The 20,134-nt window shown below is 68.0% G+C and carries 17 protein-coding genes, 1 tRNA gene and 1 pseudogene; 8 read left to right on the forward strand and 11 right to left on the reverse strand.

Annotated features, from left to right (window positions below; translation table 11 throughout):
- The coding region (locus B3T77_RS05265) for a M16 family metallopeptidase (protein ID WP_292077920.1) at positions 1-2,124 on the reverse strand (2,124 nt) is incomplete at its 3' end.
- A 247-nt stretch (positions 2,125-2,371) separates the two neighbouring features.
- On the opposite strand from B3T77_RS05265, the gene B3T77_RS05270 reads away from it, so the two are divergent.
- Complete coding sequence (locus tag B3T77_RS05270) at positions 2,372-4,093, forward strand: ATP-binding protein (RefSeq protein WP_292077922.1); 1,722 nt, start codon at positions 2,372-2,374, stop codon at positions 4,091-4,093.
- Here the strand turns inward: B3T77_RS05270 and B3T77_RS05275 are convergent.
- Positions 4,090-4,959 carry an isoaspartyl peptidase/L-asparaginase family protein gene (locus B3T77_RS05275; protein ID WP_292077924.1) on the reverse strand — a complete coding sequence of 290 codons (870 nt, stop codon included), beginning with the start codon at positions 4,957-4,959 and terminating at the stop codon, positions 4,090-4,092. The two genes, B3T77_RS05270 and B3T77_RS05275, sit on opposite strands and share 4 nt — an antisense overlap.
- A gap of 144 nt (positions 4,960-5,103) precedes the next feature.
- Here B3T77_RS05275 and B3T77_RS05280 point away from each other — a divergent pair, with 144 nt between their 5' ends.
- Positions 5,104-6,105, forward strand: coding sequence for an NADPH:quinone oxidoreductase family protein (locus B3T77_RS05280; protein WP_292077926.1), 1,002 nt, complete (start codon positions 5,104-5,106; stop codon positions 6,103-6,105).
- Between the two features lie 160 nt (positions 6,106-6,265).
- Here the strand turns inward: B3T77_RS05280 and B3T77_RS05285 are convergent, their stop codons facing one another.
- Entirely contained in the window at positions 6,266-6,664 is a 399-nt protein-coding gene (locus tag B3T77_RS05285) for a YkvA family protein (protein WP_265150419.1), read from the reverse strand.
- A 55-nt stretch (positions 6,665-6,719) separates the two neighbouring features.
- On the opposite strand from B3T77_RS05285, the gene B3T77_RS05290 reads away from it, so the two are divergent.
- From B3T77_RS05290 to arsH, 3 genes are all read left to right on the forward strand, one after another.
- Positions 6,720-7,502: an SDR family NAD(P)-dependent oxidoreductase gene (locus B3T77_RS05290; RefSeq protein WP_055754272.1), complete on the forward strand. Its 783-nt coding sequence runs from the start codon at positions 6,720-6,722 to the stop codon at positions 7,500-7,502.
- A 220-nt stretch (positions 7,503-7,722) separates the two neighbouring features.
- Positions 7,723-7,797 (forward strand) — tRNA-Gly (locus B3T77_RS05295).
- Positions 7,798-8,268: 471 nt separating this feature from the next.
- Positions 8,269-9,024 carry an arsenical resistance protein ArsH gene (gene arsH, locus B3T77_RS05300; protein ID WP_035307546.1) on the forward strand — a complete coding sequence of 252 codons (756 nt, stop codon included), beginning with the start codon at positions 8,269-8,271 and terminating at the stop codon, positions 9,022-9,024.
- A 116-nt stretch (positions 9,025-9,140) separates the two neighbouring features.
- On the opposite strand, the gene B3T77_RS05305 is transcribed toward arsH, so the two are convergent.
- The 7 genes from B3T77_RS05305 to lspA form a co-directional block, all read right to left on the reverse strand.
- Positions 9,141-10,250, reverse strand: a complete 1,110-nt coding sequence (locus B3T77_RS05305; protein WP_292077934.1) for a Fic family protein — start codon at positions 10,248-10,250, stop codon at positions 9,141-9,143.
- Between the two features lie 224 nt (positions 10,251-10,474).
- A complete protein-coding gene (locus tag B3T77_RS05310) occupies positions 10,475-12,406 on the reverse strand; it encodes a cytochrome c/FTR1 family iron permease (protein WP_088582524.1) in 1,932 nt (643 codons plus the stop codon).
- Positions 12,407-12,567: 161 nt separating this feature from the next.
- The gene (gene lpdA / locus B3T77_RS05315) at positions 12,568-13,980 is read right to left on the reverse strand and encodes a dihydrolipoyl dehydrogenase (protein WP_088582523.1); all 1,413 of its coding nucleotides are present in this window, start codon (positions 13,978-13,980) and stop codon (positions 12,568-12,570) included.
- Positions 13,981-14,043: 63 nt separating this feature from the next.
- Positions 14,044-15,303 (reverse strand): cytochrome P450, encoded by a 1,260-nt coding sequence (locus B3T77_RS05320; RefSeq protein WP_292077951.1) that lies wholly within the window; start codon positions 15,301-15,303, stop codon positions 14,044-14,046.
- A 112-nt stretch (positions 15,304-15,415) separates the two neighbouring features.
- On the reverse strand, positions 15,416-15,820 hold the full coding sequence (locus B3T77_RS05325; protein WP_008263014.1) for a MerR family transcriptional regulator: 405 nt from the start codon (positions 15,818-15,820) through the stop codon (positions 15,416-15,418).
- Between the two features lie 78 nt (positions 15,821-15,898).
- Positions 15,899-16,258: an MAPEG family protein gene (locus B3T77_RS05330; RefSeq protein ID WP_083793338.1), complete on the reverse strand. Its 360-nt coding sequence runs from the start codon at positions 16,256-16,258 to the stop codon at positions 15,899-15,901.
- A 178-nt stretch (positions 16,259-16,436) separates the two neighbouring features.
- Positions 16,437-16,961 carry a signal peptidase II gene (lspA, locus tag B3T77_RS05335; RefSeq protein WP_008258720.1) on the reverse strand — a complete coding sequence of 175 codons (525 nt, stop codon included), beginning with the start codon at positions 16,959-16,961 and terminating at the stop codon, positions 16,437-16,439.
- Positions 16,962-17,216: 255 nt separating this feature from the next.
- Here lspA and B3T77_RS05340 point away from each other — a divergent pair, with 255 nt between their 5' ends.
- The gene (locus B3T77_RS05340) at positions 17,217-17,648 is read left to right on the forward strand and encodes a hypothetical protein (protein ID WP_008262257.1); all 432 of its coding nucleotides are present in this window, start codon (positions 17,217-17,219) and stop codon (positions 17,646-17,648) included.
- A gap of 223 nt (positions 17,649-17,871) precedes the next feature.
- Here the strand turns inward: B3T77_RS05340 and B3T77_RS16355 are convergent, their stop codons facing one another.
- Positions 17,872-18,294 carry a glutamate synthase-related protein gene (locus B3T77_RS16355; RefSeq protein WP_409514558.1) on the reverse strand — a complete coding sequence of 141 codons (423 nt, stop codon included), beginning with the start codon at positions 18,292-18,294 and terminating at the stop codon, positions 17,872-17,874.
- A 54-nt stretch (positions 18,295-18,348) separates the two neighbouring features.
- Between B3T77_RS16355 and B3T77_RS05345 the strand changes: the two genes are divergently transcribed.
- The gene (locus B3T77_RS05345; protein WP_135194152.1) at positions 18,349-19,602 is read left to right on the forward strand and encodes a TolC family protein; all 1,254 of its coding nucleotides are present in this window, start codon (positions 18,349-18,351) and stop codon (positions 19,600-19,602) included.
- Positions 19,602-20,134: pseudogene (locus B3T77_RS05350) on the forward strand (biotin/lipoyl-binding protein); the annotation flags it as partial. The gene B3T77_RS05345 and the pseudogene B3T77_RS05350, both read left to right, overlap by 1 nt.

The raw sequence follows: 20,134 nt of genomic DNA on the forward strand, positions 1-20,134 counted from the left end.
GGCCGGCGTGATGTCGCCCGAGAAGACCAGGGTCGCGTCCGACGGCCGGTAGCGGGCGGCGTGGAAGGCGGCGACGTCGGCCGCCGTGATGGCGGGGACCGTCTGCTGGGTGATCGTCGCGCCATAGGGAGCGTCGCCGTAAATGACGCGGCCGACCGTCATGCCGGCGATGGACGCCGGCTGGCTGAGGGCGACGCGCAGGCCGTCCAGGGTCTGGGCCTGCTGACGTTCAAGCTCTTCGCCGGCGAAGGTCGGGTTCTTCACCAGATCCGCCATCAGGGAAACGGTCGCCGGGAAGGCGTTCGAGGGCGCGTTGGCATAGACGTTCGAGAAATCGACCCCGGCCGATGCGCCCACGCTGGCGCCCAGCTGTTCGATCTGGGTGGCGATTTCGGGCGCGGTCCTGGTCTTGGTGCCCTGGGTCAGAAGCGCGGCGGTCATGGCGGCGACGCCGGCCTTGCCCGTCGGATCATCGGACGAACCGGCGTCGAAGCTGAGGCGGGCCGAAACCAGCGGCACGCCGTCGGTCGGGGCGACCAGGACGCGCAGGCCGTTATCGAGCCGGAAATCGGCGACGGTCGGCGTCACGGGCGCGACCTCGGCGCCCGGCTGGGGCAGGGGCTTGCGCTCCGCCTCGGGCAGCAGGACGGCGGGCGGACCGGCGGGGGCCAGGTCGGCGACCTTCACGGGGGCGTCCACGTTCATCTTCTGAACCGAGGCGGGGTTCTGGTCGTCGGCGGCCAGGAAGGTGATCGTCGACTGGCGCTCCGGCGTCAGATATTTGCGGGCGACGCGCTGGATGTCGGCGACGGTGACGGCCTGGATCTGGGCGACCTCTTCGTCCGCGGCGGCGGCCGAGCCGGTGTTGATCAGCGCGAAGCCCAGGGCGGTCGCGCGGTCGTCGACCGTTTCGCGGCTGCGCAGCGTATTGGCGACGATCTCGTTCTTGGCCTCGGCCAGTTCAGCGTCGCTGACAGGCGTGTCGCGCAGCTTGCCGATCTCTTCGTTCAGGGCGGCGATGCCTTCCTCGGCCGTATGACCCTGAGCCATGATGGCCAGGGCGGAAAGATTGCCGGCCTGCTGCGAGAAGTCGGGGGTCGAGCCGATCTGGGCCGCGATCTGCTTGTCATAGACCAGCGACCGATACAGGCGGCTGGATTCACCGGTGGACAGGATGCCGTCCAGAACGGTCAGGGCGGCGCGGTCGGCGTCGGCGTATTTCACCGTCGGCCAGGCGACGACGGCGGCTGGCAGCGGCACGTTCGGCGCATAGTAGGTGACGTTGCGCGGACCCGTCGGCTCGGGCTCGACGACATTGTTGGTCGGGATCGGCGTGGTCGGATTCTTCAGCGGGCCGAAATACTGATCGACCCAGCGGTCCAGTTGAGCCTGATCGAAGTTGCCGGCCACGATCAGATAGGCGGCGTCGGGACGATAATAGGTGGCGTGGAAGCGGCGCACGTCCTCCAGCGACGAGGCCTCCAGCTCCTCGATCGAGCCGATGCCCGGACGACGATAGGGGCTGTCCTGATAGATCGTCTCGGGCACGAAAAGGCCGAACAGGCGGCCGTAGGGGTTGGCCAGGATCCGCTGACGGTATTCCTCCTTCACCACGTCGCGCTCGGCGACGAAGGTCGGCTCGTCCACGACCAGGGACCCCATGCGGTCGGCCTCGGCGAACAGCATCCGCTCCAGATGGTTGGCGGGCACGGTCTCGAAATAGGCGGTGGTGTCGTCGGCGGTGAAGGCGTTGTTGGAGCCGCCCACGTCCTCGGTCAGCCGATCGAAGGTCTCGGGCGGCAGGTTGGTGGTCGACTTGAACATCAGGTGTTCGAAAAGGTGGGCGAAGCCCGAACGGCCGGCCGGATCGTCCTTGGAGCCGACCTTATACCAGACCTGGACCGTGACGTTCGAGGTGTCGGCGTCACGCGCCGAATAAACTTCCAGCCCGTTCGCCAGAACGCGCTTGGTGAAGCTCAGAGGCGGCACGGTCACGCCCTGCGGCGCCTGCCCCGTCGATTGAGCGGCGGCTGCGGCGGGCGCGGCGCCCTCTGCGAAGGCGGGGGCGGCGAGGCCGAGAAGGAGAGCCGAGGCGGCGGCTGTGGCGATCAGACGGGATTTCATGAGAGGCTCCGAAGCCCGGAACGCCGGGCGGCGAGACCGTATCAGCGATTGGGCGTCTTGCACCTTACCGAGATGTAATGAAGCGGAGGGAGCGCAGGTCGTTCATGGACAAATCTCCGGCGGCGATCTATTCGCCCAATGTCGCATGTCAGCGGCGACCCCCTGCCGAGGATGCGTGCCGAGACGAGCGAAAGCGACTTCTGTCTCCGACGAAAAGATCGCGGTCTGGGCCTTCGTCCTGCAAAATATGGTTACTCCGCCCGCCGTACTTTACGGGAGTTGGGCGGCCGCCGGGCTGATCCTGGCGGCCCTCGGGCAGCCGTGGGTGGGGTTGGGGTTCGCCTTGGTCGGCATGGCGTTCGACGCCTGGGCGCAAGGGCGGGTCAGGCGATACCAGAAGGCTGAGGCGCCCGTCTCGGGCTGGCCCCCGCTGCTGATGGCCATCGTGGCGATCCGGTTCGCCCTGGGGGTGTCCGGGCCGCTGATCGCCTGGCTGATAAACCCGCGCGCCGATGTGATGCTGGTGGTGGTGCTAATCCAGGTCTGGTCAATCGGTGTGGCTTTCGTTCAGTTCAGCGCGGCGTATAGGCTGTTGGCGCTGGCGGCGGCTCCGATCTGCGCGACCGTGCTGGTCGTGATCTATCCCTCGCTGATGGGGCCGCACGGTCTGGCGGTGGCGGCGGCCTTCGTCATGCTGGCGACGATCCTGTTCATCATCTCGCGCGCGACCCACGCCCTGTGGTGCGACCTGTTCGCGGCGGACCAGCGCAACAAGGCGTTGCTGATAGACGTGCAGGCGTCGCATGAGGCGGCCGTGCTGGACCGCGACACCGCCCGATGCGCGCGTCAGGAGGCGGACGAGGCCAATACCGCCAAATCCCGTTTCCTGGCCAATATGAGCCACGAAATCCGCACCCCTCTGAACGGCGTCATTGGCATGGCGCAGATCATGGCGGGCGACGCGCTGGAGGGTCGGCAGAAGGCGCGACTGGAGATTCTGGATCGGTCGGCCCACACGCTGCTGGACCTGATCAACCAGATCCTGGACCTGTCGCGGATCGAAGAGGGGCAACTGGAGATCGTGCCCCAGCCCATCGATGCGGACGCCTTGGTGCACGAGGTGACTGAGACGCTGCGGCCATTGGCTGAAAGCAAGGGCCTGGTGTTCCATGTCGTGTCGACGGGCCTGGGATGGGTCAGCGCCGATCCGGTCCGGCTGCGTCAGATCCTGTTCAACCTGCTGTCCAACGCCATCAAGTTCACGGCGGAGGGGCAGGTGGCATTGGATGTCGCGCGCACGGACGCCGGAGTGGTGTTCAAAGTGTCGGACACCGGGCGGGGCATACCGACGGACCAGATCGGGCAGCTCTTTACGCGCTTCGCCCAGATCGAGGCGGCGGCCGTCGACCGGCGTGACGGGGCCGGGTTGGGCCTGTCGATCGTGGCGACCCTGGTGGAGCTGATGGGCGGCCGGATCGAGGTGGAGAGCGAGGCGGGCGAAGGGGCGACCTTCGTCGTCACGCTGCCGCTGAAACCGGCGCAGCCCGTGCAGGCCGGTGAGGATGCGCCGGACGCCGAGCCGGAGCGGGCGCTGCGGGTGCTGGTCGCCGAGGATCACCCGGTCAATCAGCAGGTGATCCGCGGCCTTCTGGGCCAGGTCGGGATCGAGGTCGAGATCGTCGACGACGGCCTTCAGGCGGTCGAAGCGACGAAAACGCGCGACTGGGACCTGATCCTGATGGATGTGCAGATGCCGAACATGGACGGTCCGACGGCGACACGGACGATCCGGCAACGCGAGGCCGACCAGGGGCTGGTCCGCACGCCGATCATCGCCCTGACGGCCAATGCGATGGTGGAGCAGGTGGAGAGCTATCTGGCGGCGGGCATGGATGCGGTGGTCAGCAAGCCCGTCGATCTGAAACTGCTGCTGACCACCATTTCCGACGTGATGTCCGCAAAGACCTAGTCGCGGAAGACCTGGACGCCGATCTCGCCGGCGGGCGTCAGCCAGGCGTGCTTCATGCCCTGGCTGTTGAAGGGGGCTGCGATGTTTCCGGCGGCGTCCAGGGCGATCATGCCGCCGTCGCCGCCCATGGATCCGATTTCGTCGATCACGGCCTGGGTCGCTTGGGCCAAGGTCTGGCCGGCGGCGACGCGCCAGGCGACCTGGGCGGAGGCGGCGACGCGGATGAAATATTCCCCCTGGCCGGTGCAGGACGTTGCGGAGTGGGCGTCGGCCCAGGTTCCGGCGGCGGGGATCGGAGTGTCGCCGACGCGGCCCGGCATCTTGCCGAACACGCCGGCGGTCGAGGTGGCGGCGGCGAGACGGCCCTGGCTGTCCAGCACGCAGGCGCCGACAGTGCCGTGGCTGAGCGTGCCGGGTGGATGGTTGTCCTCGCCCTTGCCGGCACCGGTGAACCAGGCGGCCTCGTCGGCGATGAGCTCCAGCCCCTGGTCGTGGGCGAACAGGGCCGCGCCTTCGCCCGCCAGCATGATATGCGGTGTCTTCTCCATCACCGCGCGCGCGGCGACGACGGGGTTGCGGAAGCCTTGCAGGGCGGCGACGGCGCCTGCGCGTTTGGTCGATCCGTCCATGATGCTGGCGTCCAGCTCATAGGCGCCAGCGAGATTGGGCGAGGCGCCCTTGCCCGCGACGTAAAGACCGGAATCCTCCAGCATGACGACGGCGGCGGTGGCGACGTCCAAGGCGCTGTCGCCAGCATCCAACCGAACCTTCATGGCCTCGACCACTTGGCGCATATGCACGACCTCGGCGTCATAGTTGCGTTCGCGCCGGGCGCCGGCGCCGCCGTGGAGGATGAGGGCGGTCATGTCGTCTTCCTGAGCCTTGTCCTTATCGCCTCTTTCAAACGGGCGTGGCGCTCTTTAGCGTCGCGATGAAGGCCGCGCCATGTCGGTCCAGGGAAAACGGCCTCAAGCAGCGCGAAGCGCGGTAGGCCCAGAAAGGAAACTTTGATGCGCGCTGTTTTGTCCAACACGCCTGGTGGCCCCGAAACCCTGGTCGTGGAGGACGTGCTCGACCCGACGCCCAAGGCGGGCGAGGTGATCATCGAGGTCAAGGCGGTTGGGATCAACTATCCCGACACGCTGATCATCGAGGACAAATATCAGTTCCGGCCCGAGCGGCCCTTCTCGCCGGGCGCTGAAGTCGCCGGCGTGGTCGAGGCGGTGGGCGAGGGCGTCAAGGGCGTGCGCAAGGGCGACCGGGTCATCGCCGTGCCGGGCTGGGGCGGGCTGGTCGAGCGGCTGGCGGTGCGGGCCGAGACGGTCATCCCCATCCCCGACGCCATGGGCTTCGAAGAGGCGGCGGCCCTGATCATGACCTATGGCACCAGCTACTATGCGCTGAAGGACCGGGCGCAGCTGAAGGCGGGCGAAACCCTCTTGGTGCTGGGTGCGGCCGGGGGCGTCGGCGCCGCCGCCGTCGAACTGGGCAAGGCTATGGGGGCCAAGGTGGTCGCCGCCGCCTCGACCAACGACAAGGTCGAGTTCGCGCTCGAATTGGGCGCCGACAACGGCCTGATCTATCCGTCGGGACCGATGGACAAGGCGGCGCAGAAAGAACTGTCCGGCGAGTTCAAGCTGGCGACCGGCCGCGACGGGGCGGACGTGGTCTATGACGCGGTCGGCGGCGACTACGCCGATCCGGCGCTGAGGGCCATGGACTGGAACGGGCGCTATCTGGTGGTCGGCTTCCCGGCGGGCATTCCGTCCCTGCCGCTGAACCTGACGCTTCTGAAGTCGGTGTCGGTGATCGGTGTCTTCTGGGGCGCGGCAGTGATGCGCGATCCCAAGGCACACGCCGCCAACATGACCGAACTGATGCAGATGTACGCGGACGGTAAAATTCGGCCGCGCGTGTCGCAGACCTTCCCCTTGGAAAAGGCCGGAGAGGCGATCAAGGCCCTGGGCGACCGTCAGGCGCTTGGCAAGATCGTGGTGACGGTCGAGAGCTGAATCCTCCCTCGCGCAGCGGGGGAGGGGGACCGCGCGCAGCGTGGTGGAGGGGGCGGAAGCGGGCTAGGTATAAAACGGCTGGCGCAGCGCGCGCCTTCGCCCCCTCCACCGCTTCGCGGTCCCCCTCCCCCATTCCGCTACGCTTCTCGGTGGAGGATCTTTATTTCGCCTTCAGCCGCTGCACCGCGTCCTCGGCCTGGTCGCGGTGGCGGCGTTTGATGTTGGCGCCGACGAGGGCCAGCAAGGCGGTTATGACGGCTGCGTCGTCGGTATAGCCGATGCCCGCGAAGATGTCGGGAATGGCGTCCACCGGCATGACGAAATAGGCCAGACCCGCGAAGATCATGCCCTTGGCCGCCATCGGCGTCTGCGGATCGCGCGCGGCGTACCAGGCGGCCAGGGCCTGGTCCGCAAAAGGGATGCGGGCGGCCGTGCGCTGGATCTTGGGCCAGAAGCCCTTGGCCACGCGGGCCTCGTTGATCTTCACCACCGACGGCACGAGCGCCTTTTTCGGGTCCAGGATATCCGATGGATCGGCGGGTTTGGCTTTGGCGGTCATGGCCGCTAAATCCTCAAACGAAACTCAGGTTCACGACAATATAGGAACGATCAGGATGAAACTCGACAACACCATCGCCGCAGTGGTCACCGGCGGCGCCTCGGGCCTGGGCGAAGGCACCGCGCGCGCCATCGCGGCGACGGGGGCCAAGGTCGCCCTGTTCGACCTGAACGCCGAACGCGGCGAGGAAATCGCGAAAGAGATCGGCGGCGTCTTCTGCCAGGTGGACGTGACCGACGACGCCTCGGTCGCCGCCGCCTTCGAAAAGGCCCGCGCCGCCCATGGCCAGGAGCGACTGACCGTCAACTGCGCCGGCATCGCCACGGGCCAGAAGACCGTTTCGCGCAAGAAGGACACCGGCGAGATCAAGGCCCACGACATGGCCCAGTTCGAGCGCACCGTGCGGGTCAATCTGTTCGGCACCTTCCGCGTGCTGTCGCAGTCGGCGGCGGGCATGGTGACGCTGGAGCCGATGGCGGATGGCGAGCGCGGCCTGATCGTCAACACCGCCTCCGTCGCGGCCCAGGACGGCCAGATCGGCCAGGCGGCCTATTCGGCGTCCAAGGGCGGCGTCTATGCGATGACCCTGCCGATCGCGCGCGATCTGGCTCAGGAAGGAGTGCGCTGCAACACCATCCTGCCCGGCATCATGTGGACGCCGATGATGGCCGGCATGGACCAGAAGATTCAGGACGCCCTGGCCGCCGCCATCCCCTTCCCCAGCCGACTGGGCACGCCGGCCGACTATGCGTCGCTGGTGCTGGAGCTGGCGCGCAACGTCTATATCAACGGCGAATGCATCCGTCTGGACGGGGCTATACGCTTGGCGCCGCGCTGAGGCGCGGAAGGGCGCTACGCTCACCGCGCGGCGGCTCGCTGCTTGAGCGCAAAAGCGCTTGGGCGGCGAGCGGCGGAGCGTTCCGGCGGCGGCCTTGGAGGCAATTATAGGGCTCAAGCAGCGCGAAGCGCGATAGCCCGAAAAAACCTCTTGCAGGACCGATCAACCCTCCGCTATACGCCCCCTCCTCGACGGGGAGCGCACCTAGCTCCTACGGAGTGCGGGCGTAGCTCAGTGGTAGAGCACAACCTTGCCAAGGTTGGGGTCGAGAGTTCGAATCTCTTCGCCCGCTCCAGTCGAGATTGCCAAGGCAATCAATAGGTTATGGCAGGGCGATCCCAACGGGATCGCCCACCCTATTTTTTACGCCGCTACCACACCGCTACCAAAAATCTTTTGCTGGCGAGCGCTCGCCTGTCCATTGGCATGGCGCATTGCGGTGAAGGCCCCTGAAATCTGCTGAAAACACCGAACTAATTTTTGCGGAGATCGACCCGCGAGCAGGTCACGGGAAAATAGTGCCTTGGAATGTTGTTGCCCGCAGCTTCTTGCCTCGTATCCGTCAACCGCCGCCTTTGACTCTCTGAAGGATCCCGCGGGGTTTGGCGACGGTCAGGGTGTCGCGGTCTCGGCGCGGTCCCGAGCGATTGCTGTTCACCGTCCTGTAGTGACCTTAATAGGACCGGCCCGGTCTATCGCTCGTCCGCACGTCGGACTTCGCGGACGTCTGGCCGGCGTCGGCCGCCTGTCTGACCAAGGACCTGTGATGACCTTCACCCGCCTGCGCTCGCTGCCGGACCCGGATCATCTGCCGGCTCTGGACGCGGCCTATCTGTCCGCCGATCCCGCCCGTGGACTGGGCCCGACCGAGCCGGCGCCGCGTATCCTTCTCCTGTACGGATCGCTGCGCGAGCGGTCGTATTCGCGGTTCTGCGTCGAGGAAGCGGCCCGCCTGCTGCAGCAAATGGGATGCGAGACCCGCATCTTCGACCCCACCGACCTGCCCCTGCCGGGCGCGCCCGGCGACGACGACCACCCGGCGGTGCGCGAGTTGCGCGAACACGCCTTGTGGTCGGAGGGCATGGTCTGGTGCAGCCCGGAGCGGCACGGCCAGGTCTCCGGACTGATGAAGCTGCAGATCGATCACCTGCCGTTGAGCCTGGGCGGCATGCGCCCGACCCAGGGCCGGACGCTCGCCGTCATGCAGGTGTCGGGCGGGTCCCAGAGCTTCAACGCCGTCAACACTCTGCGCCTTCTGGGCCGCTGGATGCGGATGGTCACCATCCCCAACCAGTCGAGCGTGGCCAAGGCCTTCCAGGAATTCGACGAGGCCGGCCGGATGAAACCCTCGGCCTACTATGAGCGGATTGTCGATGTGATGGAGGAACTGGTGCGCTTCACCATCCTGGTCCGGCCCCACGCCGTTCAGCTCGTGGACCGCTATTCGGAGCGCAAGGCGGCCGGAGTTTTGGTGGATGCCGCGTCCGACCTCTCGGCCATTGCTATCGCACGCCAGGCCTGAGGCTGCGTTTTTGGCGGTAACGCGCCAGAACTGGCGAATTGCGATCCTCCCTGTCGAAGCAGGGTCTTCAGTGGAGCCGCACGGCGCAGAGCCTCGCCGGCGCCATGGGGAGGCGCTTATCCTCGATCGACCAGAGAATAGCTTGTGCTGCGTCCCCCGCCGTCATCCTTCACGAGGATGCCCCGGTCCACCAGATCTTTGATGTCGCGCAAGGCCGTGTCGGGCGAGGACTTCGTCAGCGCCGCCCATTTGGTCGAGGTGAGCTTGCCTTCGAAGCCGTCGAGCAGCCGGTTGATGACCGTGCTCTGGCGCTCGCTCAACGTCTGACCTGCGAGCGCCTCCCAGAAGCGCGCCTTGCGCATCACATGGGTCAGGGTGGTTTCCGCGCCGTCGAATGCGCGATCGAGGCAGCCGAGGAACCAGTCCAGCCAGAGGGTCACGTCCAGCGCGCCTTTCTGGGTCGTCTCCAGGGTCGCGTAGTAGTCCTTGCGCTCCAGCCGGATCTGGGCGGACATGCTGTAGAACCGCTGGGCGCTTTTCTCGGAACGGGCGAGCGCCATGTCGGCGATCGCCCGGGCGATCCGGCCGTTCCCGTCGTCGAACGGGTGGATGGTCACGAACCACAGGTGGGCGATCGCGGCCTTGAGGACCGGATCCGTCCGCGGCTCGTCAGTGAACCAGTCGAGGAACGCGCGCATCTCGTCCTGCAGACGGGCGGCGGGCGGCGCTTCATAGTGCACGCGCTCTCGTCCGAAGGGGCCCGAGACGACCTGCATCGGGCCGGAGCTCTCGTTGCGCCAGGCGCCGACGACGATCTTCGTCATGCCGCTGCGTCCGGTCGGAAACAGGGCGGCGTGCCAGCCGAACAGCCGTTCCTCGGTGAGCAGAGACGCAAAGTTCTGGGTCGCGTCGAGCATCATTTCGACGACGCCTTCGACGTTGCGATCCGCGGGGGCGAGGGCCCCGATATCCATGCCGAGGCGGCGGGCGATGGAGGATCGCACCTGATCCTTGTCGAGCAGCTCGCCTTCGATTTCGCTGGATTTCAGGACATCTTCGGTAAGGGTCTCGAGGACGGCTTCAGCGCGGAGGTCGAAGCCGAGCGTGTGCATCCGGCCAAGCAGAAGGCCTTGGCGATGACGGACGGCTGGGAGGCGATCGGCAAGCGCGTCAGCGCGCCATTCCAGACGCGGCCAGCCTTCGATCTCATGGATGTATTGCGCCATTCCCCGCACTCCTTGCGGGGAATATGGGCGTTATGCGCCGCAGGAGCAAGGCTGTTCTCCGCGTGAAGTGCGGAGAATAGGACGCCTAATCTCCGCACCAAGGGAGGCCTCGCACACTATAGGCGGCCCCCGCACCCTGGGTATCCGCGGACTGCGCGGCTATCGGCGCCCAAGGAGCTCCGAAACCCGCGGGCCGCAGTTGGGCCTCAGGCGGAGACGCCCGCTCAAGAGGCTGGGCGCGCGCCCTTCGGCGCCGCATGCCGGGAGAAGCCGACCACGAGGATAGCAATCGTCAGAAGCTGAACGGCGACGCCCTCGACCGTCGGATAAAGACCGAGGATCTCGATGCGGGGGATCCACTCCAGCGGATGGACATCGAGCCAGCCCGCCTCCTGCAGCGCAGCCACGCCCTTGCCGACGAGGACGACCGACAGGATGGCCATGAGGATCGAGCTCAGCGAGAAGAACCGGCCGATCGGGAGGCGCATGCTGTAGGCCAGCAAGGCCCAGGCCACCACGGCCAGGATGGCCACCGCCGTCAGGGCGCCGGCCAGCATGCCGAGATGGCCGCCCTGGCTCCAGATCGCCGCATAGAAGAGGATGGTCTCGAACACCTCGCGATAGACGACGATGAAGGCCAGCAGGAACAGGAACCAGGCCGACCGCTTCGACAGCGCGTGGGAGAGCTTGTCGCGGATATAGGTCTGCCAGGCGTCGGCGTGCGACTTCCCATGCATCCAGATGCCGACCGAGACGAGCACCACGGCCGCCAGGAGCGAGCCGAATCCTTCGGTGAGCTCCCGGCTGGCGCCGCTGATGGAGATGAAGAAGGTCGCGGCCGCCCAGGTGGCGCCGCCGGCGACCAGCGCGGCCACCCAGCCGCCGTGGACGTAGCGCAGCACCTCGGGCCGTTCGGCCTTCCTCAGGAAGGCGATCATCGCCACCACGATGAGGATGGCTTCCAGCCCTTCGCGCAGCAGGATGGTGAAAGCGCCGAGGAAGCTGGCGAGATTGTCCGCCTCCTGGGGCGCGAGGGCGCGTTCGGCCGTGTCCAGCAGGGCGTTCGCGCGGGCGACCCGGTCCGCGACCTCCTGGGTCGGCGCGCGCCTGCTGATCGAGATGCGCAGGTCGGTCATGGCCGTCTCGACCCGCCGCAGCAAGGCGCCGTCACGAGCGCCGAGCGCCGGCTCCACCGGTTCGACGCCGTCGAGATAGGCCGAGAGGGCGAGGTCGGTCGCGGCCTTGCGGTCGCCCCGGCGATAGGCGGCCTCGCTTTCGGCCAGTCGCGTCCGGGCCAGGGTCAGGGTCGATCCCTCGGCGCGAACCGTCGCCTCGGGATGGCGACGCAGGTGAGCGATGACCGCCCGCGCCTTCGTCTCGCCGATCCTTGTCGCCAGCTCCGCCGGGGTGGCCTGGGTGAGGGCGGCCAGGTCAGGGAACGCGGCGCGGATCGCCGCGTCGCTCTCCCAGAGGCGTCGACCTTCGGCGGCTTCGGCGTCGGTGAAGGCGAACCGGCCCACGTAGAAGGCCAAGGCCCAGCGATCCTCGGCCGGCAGATGGGCGAAGCTGGCCATGGCCGTGCCCTCGAGCCCCTGATCGATCACCTGGTAGAGGCCGAACACGCTGCGCTGACGGGCGCGCTCCACATCCGCGAAGGCGATCGCAGGCGGGTCGAGCCCCTCGGCGCCCGGGCCGTCGGCGCGTCCGGTCACGCCATGGCAGACCGAGCATTGCTCGGCATAGAGGGTCGCGCCGCGGGCCAGATCAGGCGGGAACGAAGGCGCGAGCGGGCTCGGATAGGCCGCCAGCACCGCGCCGGCCAGCGCCTTGGCCCGGGCCCCGACGACCCCCGGGTCGGCCTTGTCGAGGATGGCCGCCTGCAGGGCCTCCGCGTCACGGATCAGGCCGGCCTTGGCCGGGTTCGGCGGCAGGGCGTCCAGGCGGGTCCGGATCTGGCCGCCGAACTCGATCATCTCGCCGTATTCGGCCGGATTGGTCACCTGACCATTGGCAACCGCGCCGGCATAGTCGACCGCCACATAGTCGAGCAGTCGCCAGGCGACCTGGGCCTCGGAGGCGGACGGCGCCTGGGCCAGGGCGGGTGCGGACAGCCCCATCGCAAGCATCAGGGCGAAAAGGCGGAGCAGAGGGCGCATGGGAGACCTAGTTGTGAGCGGCTCGCAATAGCATTCAGGCGACGGCACTGTCGCGCTTTATTCGCGACGCGGCCGGGCTCGCAGGCGGCGACGGCTCCCCGTCCGCCGAGACGCCACGGCGCTGCGTGGCCAGCCCGGGCAGCTACGCGGCGCGGCGCTCGTTACAGGTGGATCGTGCGGTCGGCCACAGCCAGGCATGCCTCGCGCAAGGCTTCCGGAAGCGTCGGATGCGCATGGCTCGTCCGCGCCACGTCCTCGGCCGCCGCGCCGAATTGCATGACGGCGACCGCTTCATGGATCAGACTGCCGGCGTCCGGCCCCAGGATGTGCACGCCGAGAATCTTGTCCGTCCTGGCGTCCGCCAACACCTTGACCAACCCGTTCTTCTCCAACCGCGCCTTGGCCATGGCGTTTGCCGAGAACGGAAAGCGCCCGACGCGATAGGCCACGCCGGCCGCCTTGAGGTCGTCCTCGGTGCGCCCGACTGAGGCCAGTTCCGGCCAGGTATAGACGACCGCCGGAATCGTTCCGTAGTCCACATGGCCCGCGCCCCCCGCCAGGCGTTCGGCCAGGGCGATCCCTTCCTCCTCCGCCTTGTGGGCCAGCATGGCGCCGCCGATGACGTCGCCGATGGCGTAGACCCCGTCGGCGCTGGTCCGGAACCCTTCGTCCACCGGAATAAAGCCCCTGCGGTCGGGCGCAATGCCGACCGTTTCCAGATCGAGCCTGGCGGTTGCGGGCCGTCGGCCGATGGAGACCAGCACGACATCGGCCTTGATGGTTCCTCGCGCGCCATCGCCCATGGGCTCGACGTCGAGGACGACGTCGTCGCCCTCCATCCGCGATCCGACCACCTTATGCCCAAGGCAGAACTGGAAGCCCTGGGCCTCGAGCACCTTGTGCAGCGCCGCCGACATCTCCGAGTCGACGCCGGAGGCGATCCGGTCGAGCACCTCGATGACCGTGACCTCGCTGCCGAGCCGACGCCAGACCGACCCCAGCTCCAGTCCGACGTAGCCGCCGCCGATCACCGCCAGATGGCGCGGCGCCGCCGTCAGGCTCAGGGCGCCGGCGGAGGTGACGATTCGCCGCTCGTCGATGGGCAGGTCGGGCAAGGTCGCCGCTTCCGATCCGCTGGCGATGACCACCGCCTTGCTGGCCTGCACCTCGAAAGCGCCGTCCGCGGCGCGCACCTCCACCCGGTCGCGCGCCAGCAGCCGCCCGCGGCCCTGGAAGCGGGCGACCTTGTGCTTGCGCAGGAGGTAGGCGACCCCTTCGCCAAGCTCGGTCACCACCTTGCCCTTGTGCCGCATGACACCGTCAAGATCGGCCCGCACATTGTCTACCATGACGCCGAACGCTTCGAGATTGCGCGCCATCTCCAGCCGCTCGGTGGCCTGGAGCAGCGCCTTGGACGGAATGCACCCGATGTTCAGGCAGGTCCCCCCGAGCAGTTCGCGGTCGTCGATGACCGCCACCGACAGGCCGAGCTGGCTCGCCCGGATCGCACACGGGTATCCGCCCGGCCCGCCGCCGATGATCACCAGGTCGTAGGAGGTCGTCGAACGGCTCATGGCGTCAGCCTTTGCTGCGAGTGGATGGGAGAGAAGGGCCCCGGCCAGCCCGAGGAAGCGGCATCAGGCGCCCCCCTCATTGAGGGCCGCGTCGCGCGTCTCCATTCGGAACCCGCTTCCGGGGAGGGCCGGCAGGCGGCGGAAGTCGATCTCCAGATCCTGATCCGGCAGCCGGTAGTTCAGGTCGGCGAGCAGGCCGACGGCGCGCTCCATCAGCTCCACGACGATCCCTTCGCCAGGGCAACGGTGACCGGTCGCCGCATCCCCACCGCCCTGGGGGATGAGACCGAACGGATCTCCGGAGCCGTCGCTGAACCGCTCCGGCCGGAACGCCTCGGGATCAGTCCAGTGTGCGGGATCGTGATTGGAGCCATAGAGGTCGAGGACCACCTGACGGCCCTCCGGGAAGACCAGGTCGCGCCAGCGAAACGGCGCGCGCACACGCCCGATCACTGCCGGGAAGAACGGATAGAAGCGTCGGACTTCCTGGACGAAGGCGCGGCGACGTCCGGCGTCGGCGTCGGCCAGACGGGCCGCATCCGGGTGAGCCTGCATCGCGTGCGCCACAAACACGATGTAGACCGAGGTCGCGACAGTCGGCCGCAATACATTGGCCAGTTCGACCGCCGCCGTGTGGATCGGCAACGGTTCGCCGTCCGCGGCGCGGGTCCAGGCCCAGGCGTGGGCGGCCGTGTCCGGATCCGGCGACAGACGGCCGGCGCGAATGTCTTCAATGATCGAGCCCAGCCAGGCGTCGACGCGGCGACGCGCGTGCCTCGACCACAGATGCCGGGGGCTCCGCGATCCCGCCGCGTCGAACAGCGCCCTCAGGTGACGGACCCGTTTCGCCTCTTCGTGCGGCTCGAGCGGCACGCCGGCCCAGGCGCAGACGGCCCGCGTTAGCACCGGCTGCAAGGCGTCATACAGCACGATGTCGTCCTCGCCGGCCCATTCGACGGCCGCGCGCCGCCACTCCGCTTCGAACAGTTCGCCCAGTCGCGCGACACGGGCTGGCGACATCAGGGACATGAACACGCCCTTGCGGGCGCGGTGGGCCTCGCCGTCCAGCCCCTGGACGCCGCCCTCGCCGAGCAGCGTGCGGCGGACCGGCGCCGGCATGGCGCCCGCCCGCACGATGCGGGTCTCGTCATAGAAGATCCGCGCCGCCTCGCGGCCTCTCAGACAGGTCGTCTCCTTCAGCGCCAGGCGGGTCTCGACGACGTCGGCGCCGGCCTGCTCGAACAGGTGGGAAAGGCGCCGATAAGGGTCTGTCAGCAGGGCCAGGGTCTGGTCGCCGTGTCGCGAGGTCGGCCGATGCGTCATCGAAATCCTCCAGAAGGACGGGCGGTCCGCGACGGGAGCCGCCAATCGCCTCCAAACGTCGCGGTGGGCTAATGGCTCCGGGGTCTTTGCGCCTTCCGGATCTTCCACAGGGTCAAAGCGGCGCGGATGGATCGTGCAACGCCTCGATCACCTTGCAGGCGGAGACCCGGCCCCCGGCGCATTCCGTCGTCATCCGCGACAGTTCGCGCTGGAGGGCGCGGAGCCGGGCGATCTTCTGTTTCACATCGGCGAGATGACGTTCGGCCAGGGTGCTGGCCTCGGCGCAGGGCCGATCGGGGTGATCCGACAGATCAAGCAAGGAGCGGATCGAATCCAGATCGAAGCCCAGCTGGCGGGCATGCCGGATGAATGACAGGCGGCGCTCCGCCGCGTCGTCATACATGCGCCGGTCGCTGGCGGTGCGCGGCGGCGGCGGAAGCAAGCCGATTTCTTCATAGAAGCGGATGGTCGGAACCTTGACGCCCGTGGCGGCGGCCAGTTTGCCGATGGGGCGCAACCCGGACGAGGCGGGAGAGGGGAGGGGCATCGCGTCAGCTCGTAACGGCGGGTGAAAGGCATCTGGGGCGGGGAGGGATCATCGGCCCAGCCCCATCAGGACGACGGCGATGCCGAAGGCGGCAATCGTGGAGGCGCCGGTGAGCGCCATGCCGAAGGCCGGGGCCGCCGCGCCCTGCGCGTAACCCAGGGCGAAGAAACCCCGACCAACCAGATAAAGAGGGACCAACACCGGCAGCAGGATCATCTCCTCGCCGCGCAGCACGGTGGCGAGCACCAGGTGGGCGCTCACCGCCAGAACGGTCTGTTCAAGCGAGTTCTGTAGCACGGCGGCGGGTAGGGCGAGCCTGGCGCCGGGCGCCGCATCGGCGGACCCGGCCGGTCGGCGTCGGACCGGAACCGGATGCTGGCCACCACCCTCAAACACCCCGCGAGCCACAGGAAGACCGGGAGATTCGCCTGCAGGGCATAGGCCAGCCTATCGGCCGTCGCCATGTCGCGCGCCGCGCCGAGAAGGGGCGGGGAAAGCCGCAGCCAGGCGGAGGCCGCCGCTGAGGCGGTGATGAGAATCGCCGGCGCCGAGCGGACGGCGATCGCCCTCTGTTCGGCGGGAAGCCTCATCGCGCCGCCCGTCCCAGGGTCGAGGACGCCGCGCGGCTGTCCGAGCCCCGGACGGTGAGGAGGAGCAGCGCGACGCCGCAGACAATGGCCGCATCGGCGAGGTTGAAGGTCGGCCAGTGCGCCGCCCCCCAATGAAGATCGATAAAATCGGTGACCGCGCCAAAGCGTAGCCGGTCGACGAGGTTCCCGATCGCTCCACCGGCGATGAGGCCTGCGGCGGCCGCCGTCACGGCGCTGCGCGTGCGCCAGATCCACGCCAGCAGGGCGCCGATGATCAGGGAGGCCACGGCGCTCAGCGCCCAGCGGCCGACGGCGCCTGAGCCGGCGAACAGGCCGAAGGTGACGCCGGGGTTGAACCCGAGACGCAGCGCGAGAAACGGCGTGAGGTTGATCGGAGCGTCCAGCTGAGCGCGCGCCGCGGCCTTGGCGGCCTGATCCACGACGGCGATCAGCGCCGCGAGCGCGAAGGCGATCGTCTGCAGGCGGCCGGGAACGCGTCGCGTCGGGTGCATGGTGATCATGAAGCCTCCAATGGATTTCAACTGATTTTGGGCCCTCTAGTTACTAGAGGATCAAGCTGGTTTTATCTGACAGGCGTTTCTTTCATGGAAGCCATGCATTCTCGGCATGATCGTCTAGCCATTGGGAGATGCATGCTTCTCGCGAAAGGGTAATCCGATGACTGAACCCCCTCTCGTCCTGTGCACTTCCTCGCCCGGCTGCAGTTGCGGCGTGGCCTCCAGGTTCGACAGCGCCACCCCGCCTACCGGCGCATCATGATCGCGGTGATCGCCGTCAACTGCGCCGCCTTTATGGCCATAGCCAGCGGCGTGTCCCTGCAAGGCTCGGCGCCCCCTGGGCGCCAATGTGCTCAACTTCCTGGCCGACGCGCCACCTACGGCATCAGCCTGGCCGTGATCGGACGTTCGGTCGCCGTGCAGTCCGGGGCGGCCAATGGCCAAGGCGCCAGCCTCGTTGCGTTGGTGCTGTTATTCCTCAGCTACGCGATCTCGCGAGCCACCTCCGGGGCGCCGTCCCGTGGCATCACCGGACTGGGCCCTCTGGGCTTCTTCGCCAACGCCCTGGCCGGCTTACTGCTGGTAAGCCACTGCGCAGGCGACGCCAACGTCCGCTCGCTCTGGCTATGCGCGCGCAACGACCTTACCCAGAGCCTGGCGTCGCGGCGACCGGCGGAGCGGTCTGGCTGACCGGTTCACGATGGCCCGACCTGATAGCGGGAGCGCTACTCAGGTGAAGATTGCGCATTCTGCAATCTCGATCCACCTGCAGACGCAGCGAAAGAATCGGACGCGATCAGCGTGCGCTCGCTTAAAGATCGCTCGACGTTGCTGAATAGGTCGAGATGGCCGACGACGCGCCACTCTCGGCCTTGCATGTCGACTTTCCCTCTCCCTCACCGCGGATTGGTGGTCACTCGAAACAGTCGCAGCCCCCGAACACTGTAACAGATTGCTTGATCGCCCGAATGAAAGTATCCACCACGCGATGGCGTGGCCAATTGCGACATGGGCAAGACTGATACTGGCGGTGACCCTGGTCTCCGCCGTGTTTTTCGTCGCCCCGATCGCTGACGCCGCGACCTGCGCCCCAGAGACGACCTCGGCTCACGCCATTGTCGCTCAGGATGCAGGCGATAGCGACCAGGGCGACCTTGGCGGTGGGCACGGAGTCTGCACCCACGGCCACTGCCACCACAACGGAACCGCCCGTGCGGATGTCGCCGACGACATCGCGATGCAAATCCACGCAAGGCCGGTTCACGCCTTCCCCTCGAGTGATTTTCCGTCGTCGATCTCGCCCGACGGCCTGAAGCGTCCGCCCAGAGTCTGACACGACGTCTGCGCCGCCGTGCGCGCGATCTCGTGTCAAATTTCTGGAAGATGAATCATGCCTCCCTCACATCGCAGGCCGCCGCGTTTCGCGGTCGGCTGCGCGCTGGCCGCATTTGCGGCCGTGCTGGCCAGTCCCGCTTGGGCTGACCCCGCTCCGTCGTTCGCCGAGCTGCTCGCCCAGCTCGATCAAACCCCGGCCACCCTTGAAGCCGGCGCCCTGTCCGACGCCGCTGAAGCGCGTGTCCGCCAGGCCCGTGTCAGGCCTAATCCGACGATCGCTCTCGACGCCGAAAACGCGTTCGGCACGGGGCCCTTCTCAGGCTACGCCAACGCAGAAACCACCTTGTCGATCAGTCAGGACCTTGAGCTCTGGGGACGCCGAACCGCGCGGGTGAATGTCGCCCGCGCGGAAGCCGGAACCGCGGCGCTGCAACGGGACCTCGCCATCATCGACGCCGCCGGACGACTCGCACAGGTCTATGCCGATGCGGAAGCCGCTCAACGGCGGGCCGTGCTCGCCGAGGAAAGCCTTACCTTGACCATCGCCGATGCGAGGGCCGCCCTCGTTCTTGTCGAAGAAGGCCGTGAGCCACTGCTGCGCGGCATCCAGGGTGAAAGCGAAGCGGCTGCGGCGCGTGCCTCGCGCGATGAGGCCGTCGCGGAGCGCGACGCGGCCTTCGCGCGACTGACCGCAGTCGCCATGCTGGCGGCTCCGGTGACGACCATCGACGCCAGCCTGCTGGACCTCGCGCCTGCCGCCACCTTCGCGGCCCCGGCGGATGCGCCGACCGTTCGCGTCGCCGAGGCTCACCGCGCGGCCGCCGAACGCCGGATCGACGTGGAGCGAATCCGCTCGCGCCCGGACATCAACGCCAGCGTCGGTGTCCGTCGATACGAGATGGAGGACGCGACGGCGTTGACTTTCGGCGTCAGCATGCCGCTGCCCCTGTTCGACCGCAACCGCGGGAACATAGACGCGGCGCAGGCCGACTTCCGGGCTGCGGACGCGCGGCTTCTTGGAGCCCGTCAGGAAGCCCAGGCCGATCGCGCCGCGGCGCGGGCGCGGCTTGCCGCCTCCGTCAGCCGGGTCTCCGCCGCCGATGCAGGGGTGGCGTCCGCTGAGGAAGCCTACCGTCTGTCGCGGATTGGAACCGAAGCCGGGAGGATCTCCCAGCTCGAACTGCGGGTCACACGCACCGCCCTGATCTCAGCTCGGACTTCGGCCGTCGATGCACGCCTTGCACGTGTCCAGGCCGAGATTGAACTCGCGCGCCAGGACGGCCGCGCCCCCTTCCAAGGAGCCCAATGATGCGCAAGCGCACATCCAACAAGACGTTGCTGATCGGCGGCGCCGCCGCCGTCGTTCTGCTTGGCGGAGGCGGGCTGTTCCTGCTCACGCGCGGGCCGGACGCCGCTCCAGCCGCCGCCGAGGGTGAGGCGGGTCACGCTGAAGAAGAGGGCGCTCATGCCGAGGGCGAAGCCGGCCACGAAGGCGAGGCCGAAGCGCCGGAAGGCTTCGTCGCTCTGAGCGCGGCCCAGGCCCAGGCCGCCAACCTGATCGTGGTCGGCGTCGGTCGGGGAGGGGGCGCCGAAACCCGGCTCTCCGGGCGGGTCGAGCCCATGGTCGACGCGCGCGCCGCTGTGGCGGCGTCCGTCGGCGGGCGGGTCGAGCGGGTTCTCGTAGCTCCGGGCCAGTCGGTCCGGATCGGTCAGCCCCTGGCGAGCGTCGTCAGCGGTGAAGCGGCGACGTTCCGCGCGGACGCAGACGCGGCGGCCGCCGAAACTGAAGTGGCGCGCCAGGCTTATCAACGCAACCGCAATCTGGCGGACCAGGGCGTTGT

Source organism: Brevundimonas sp. UBA7838, assembly GCF_002500885.1.
In the GTDB taxonomy this organism is placed as follows: Bacteria; Pseudomonadota; Alphaproteobacteria; order Caulobacterales; family Caulobacteraceae; genus Brevundimonas; species Brevundimonas vesicularis_C.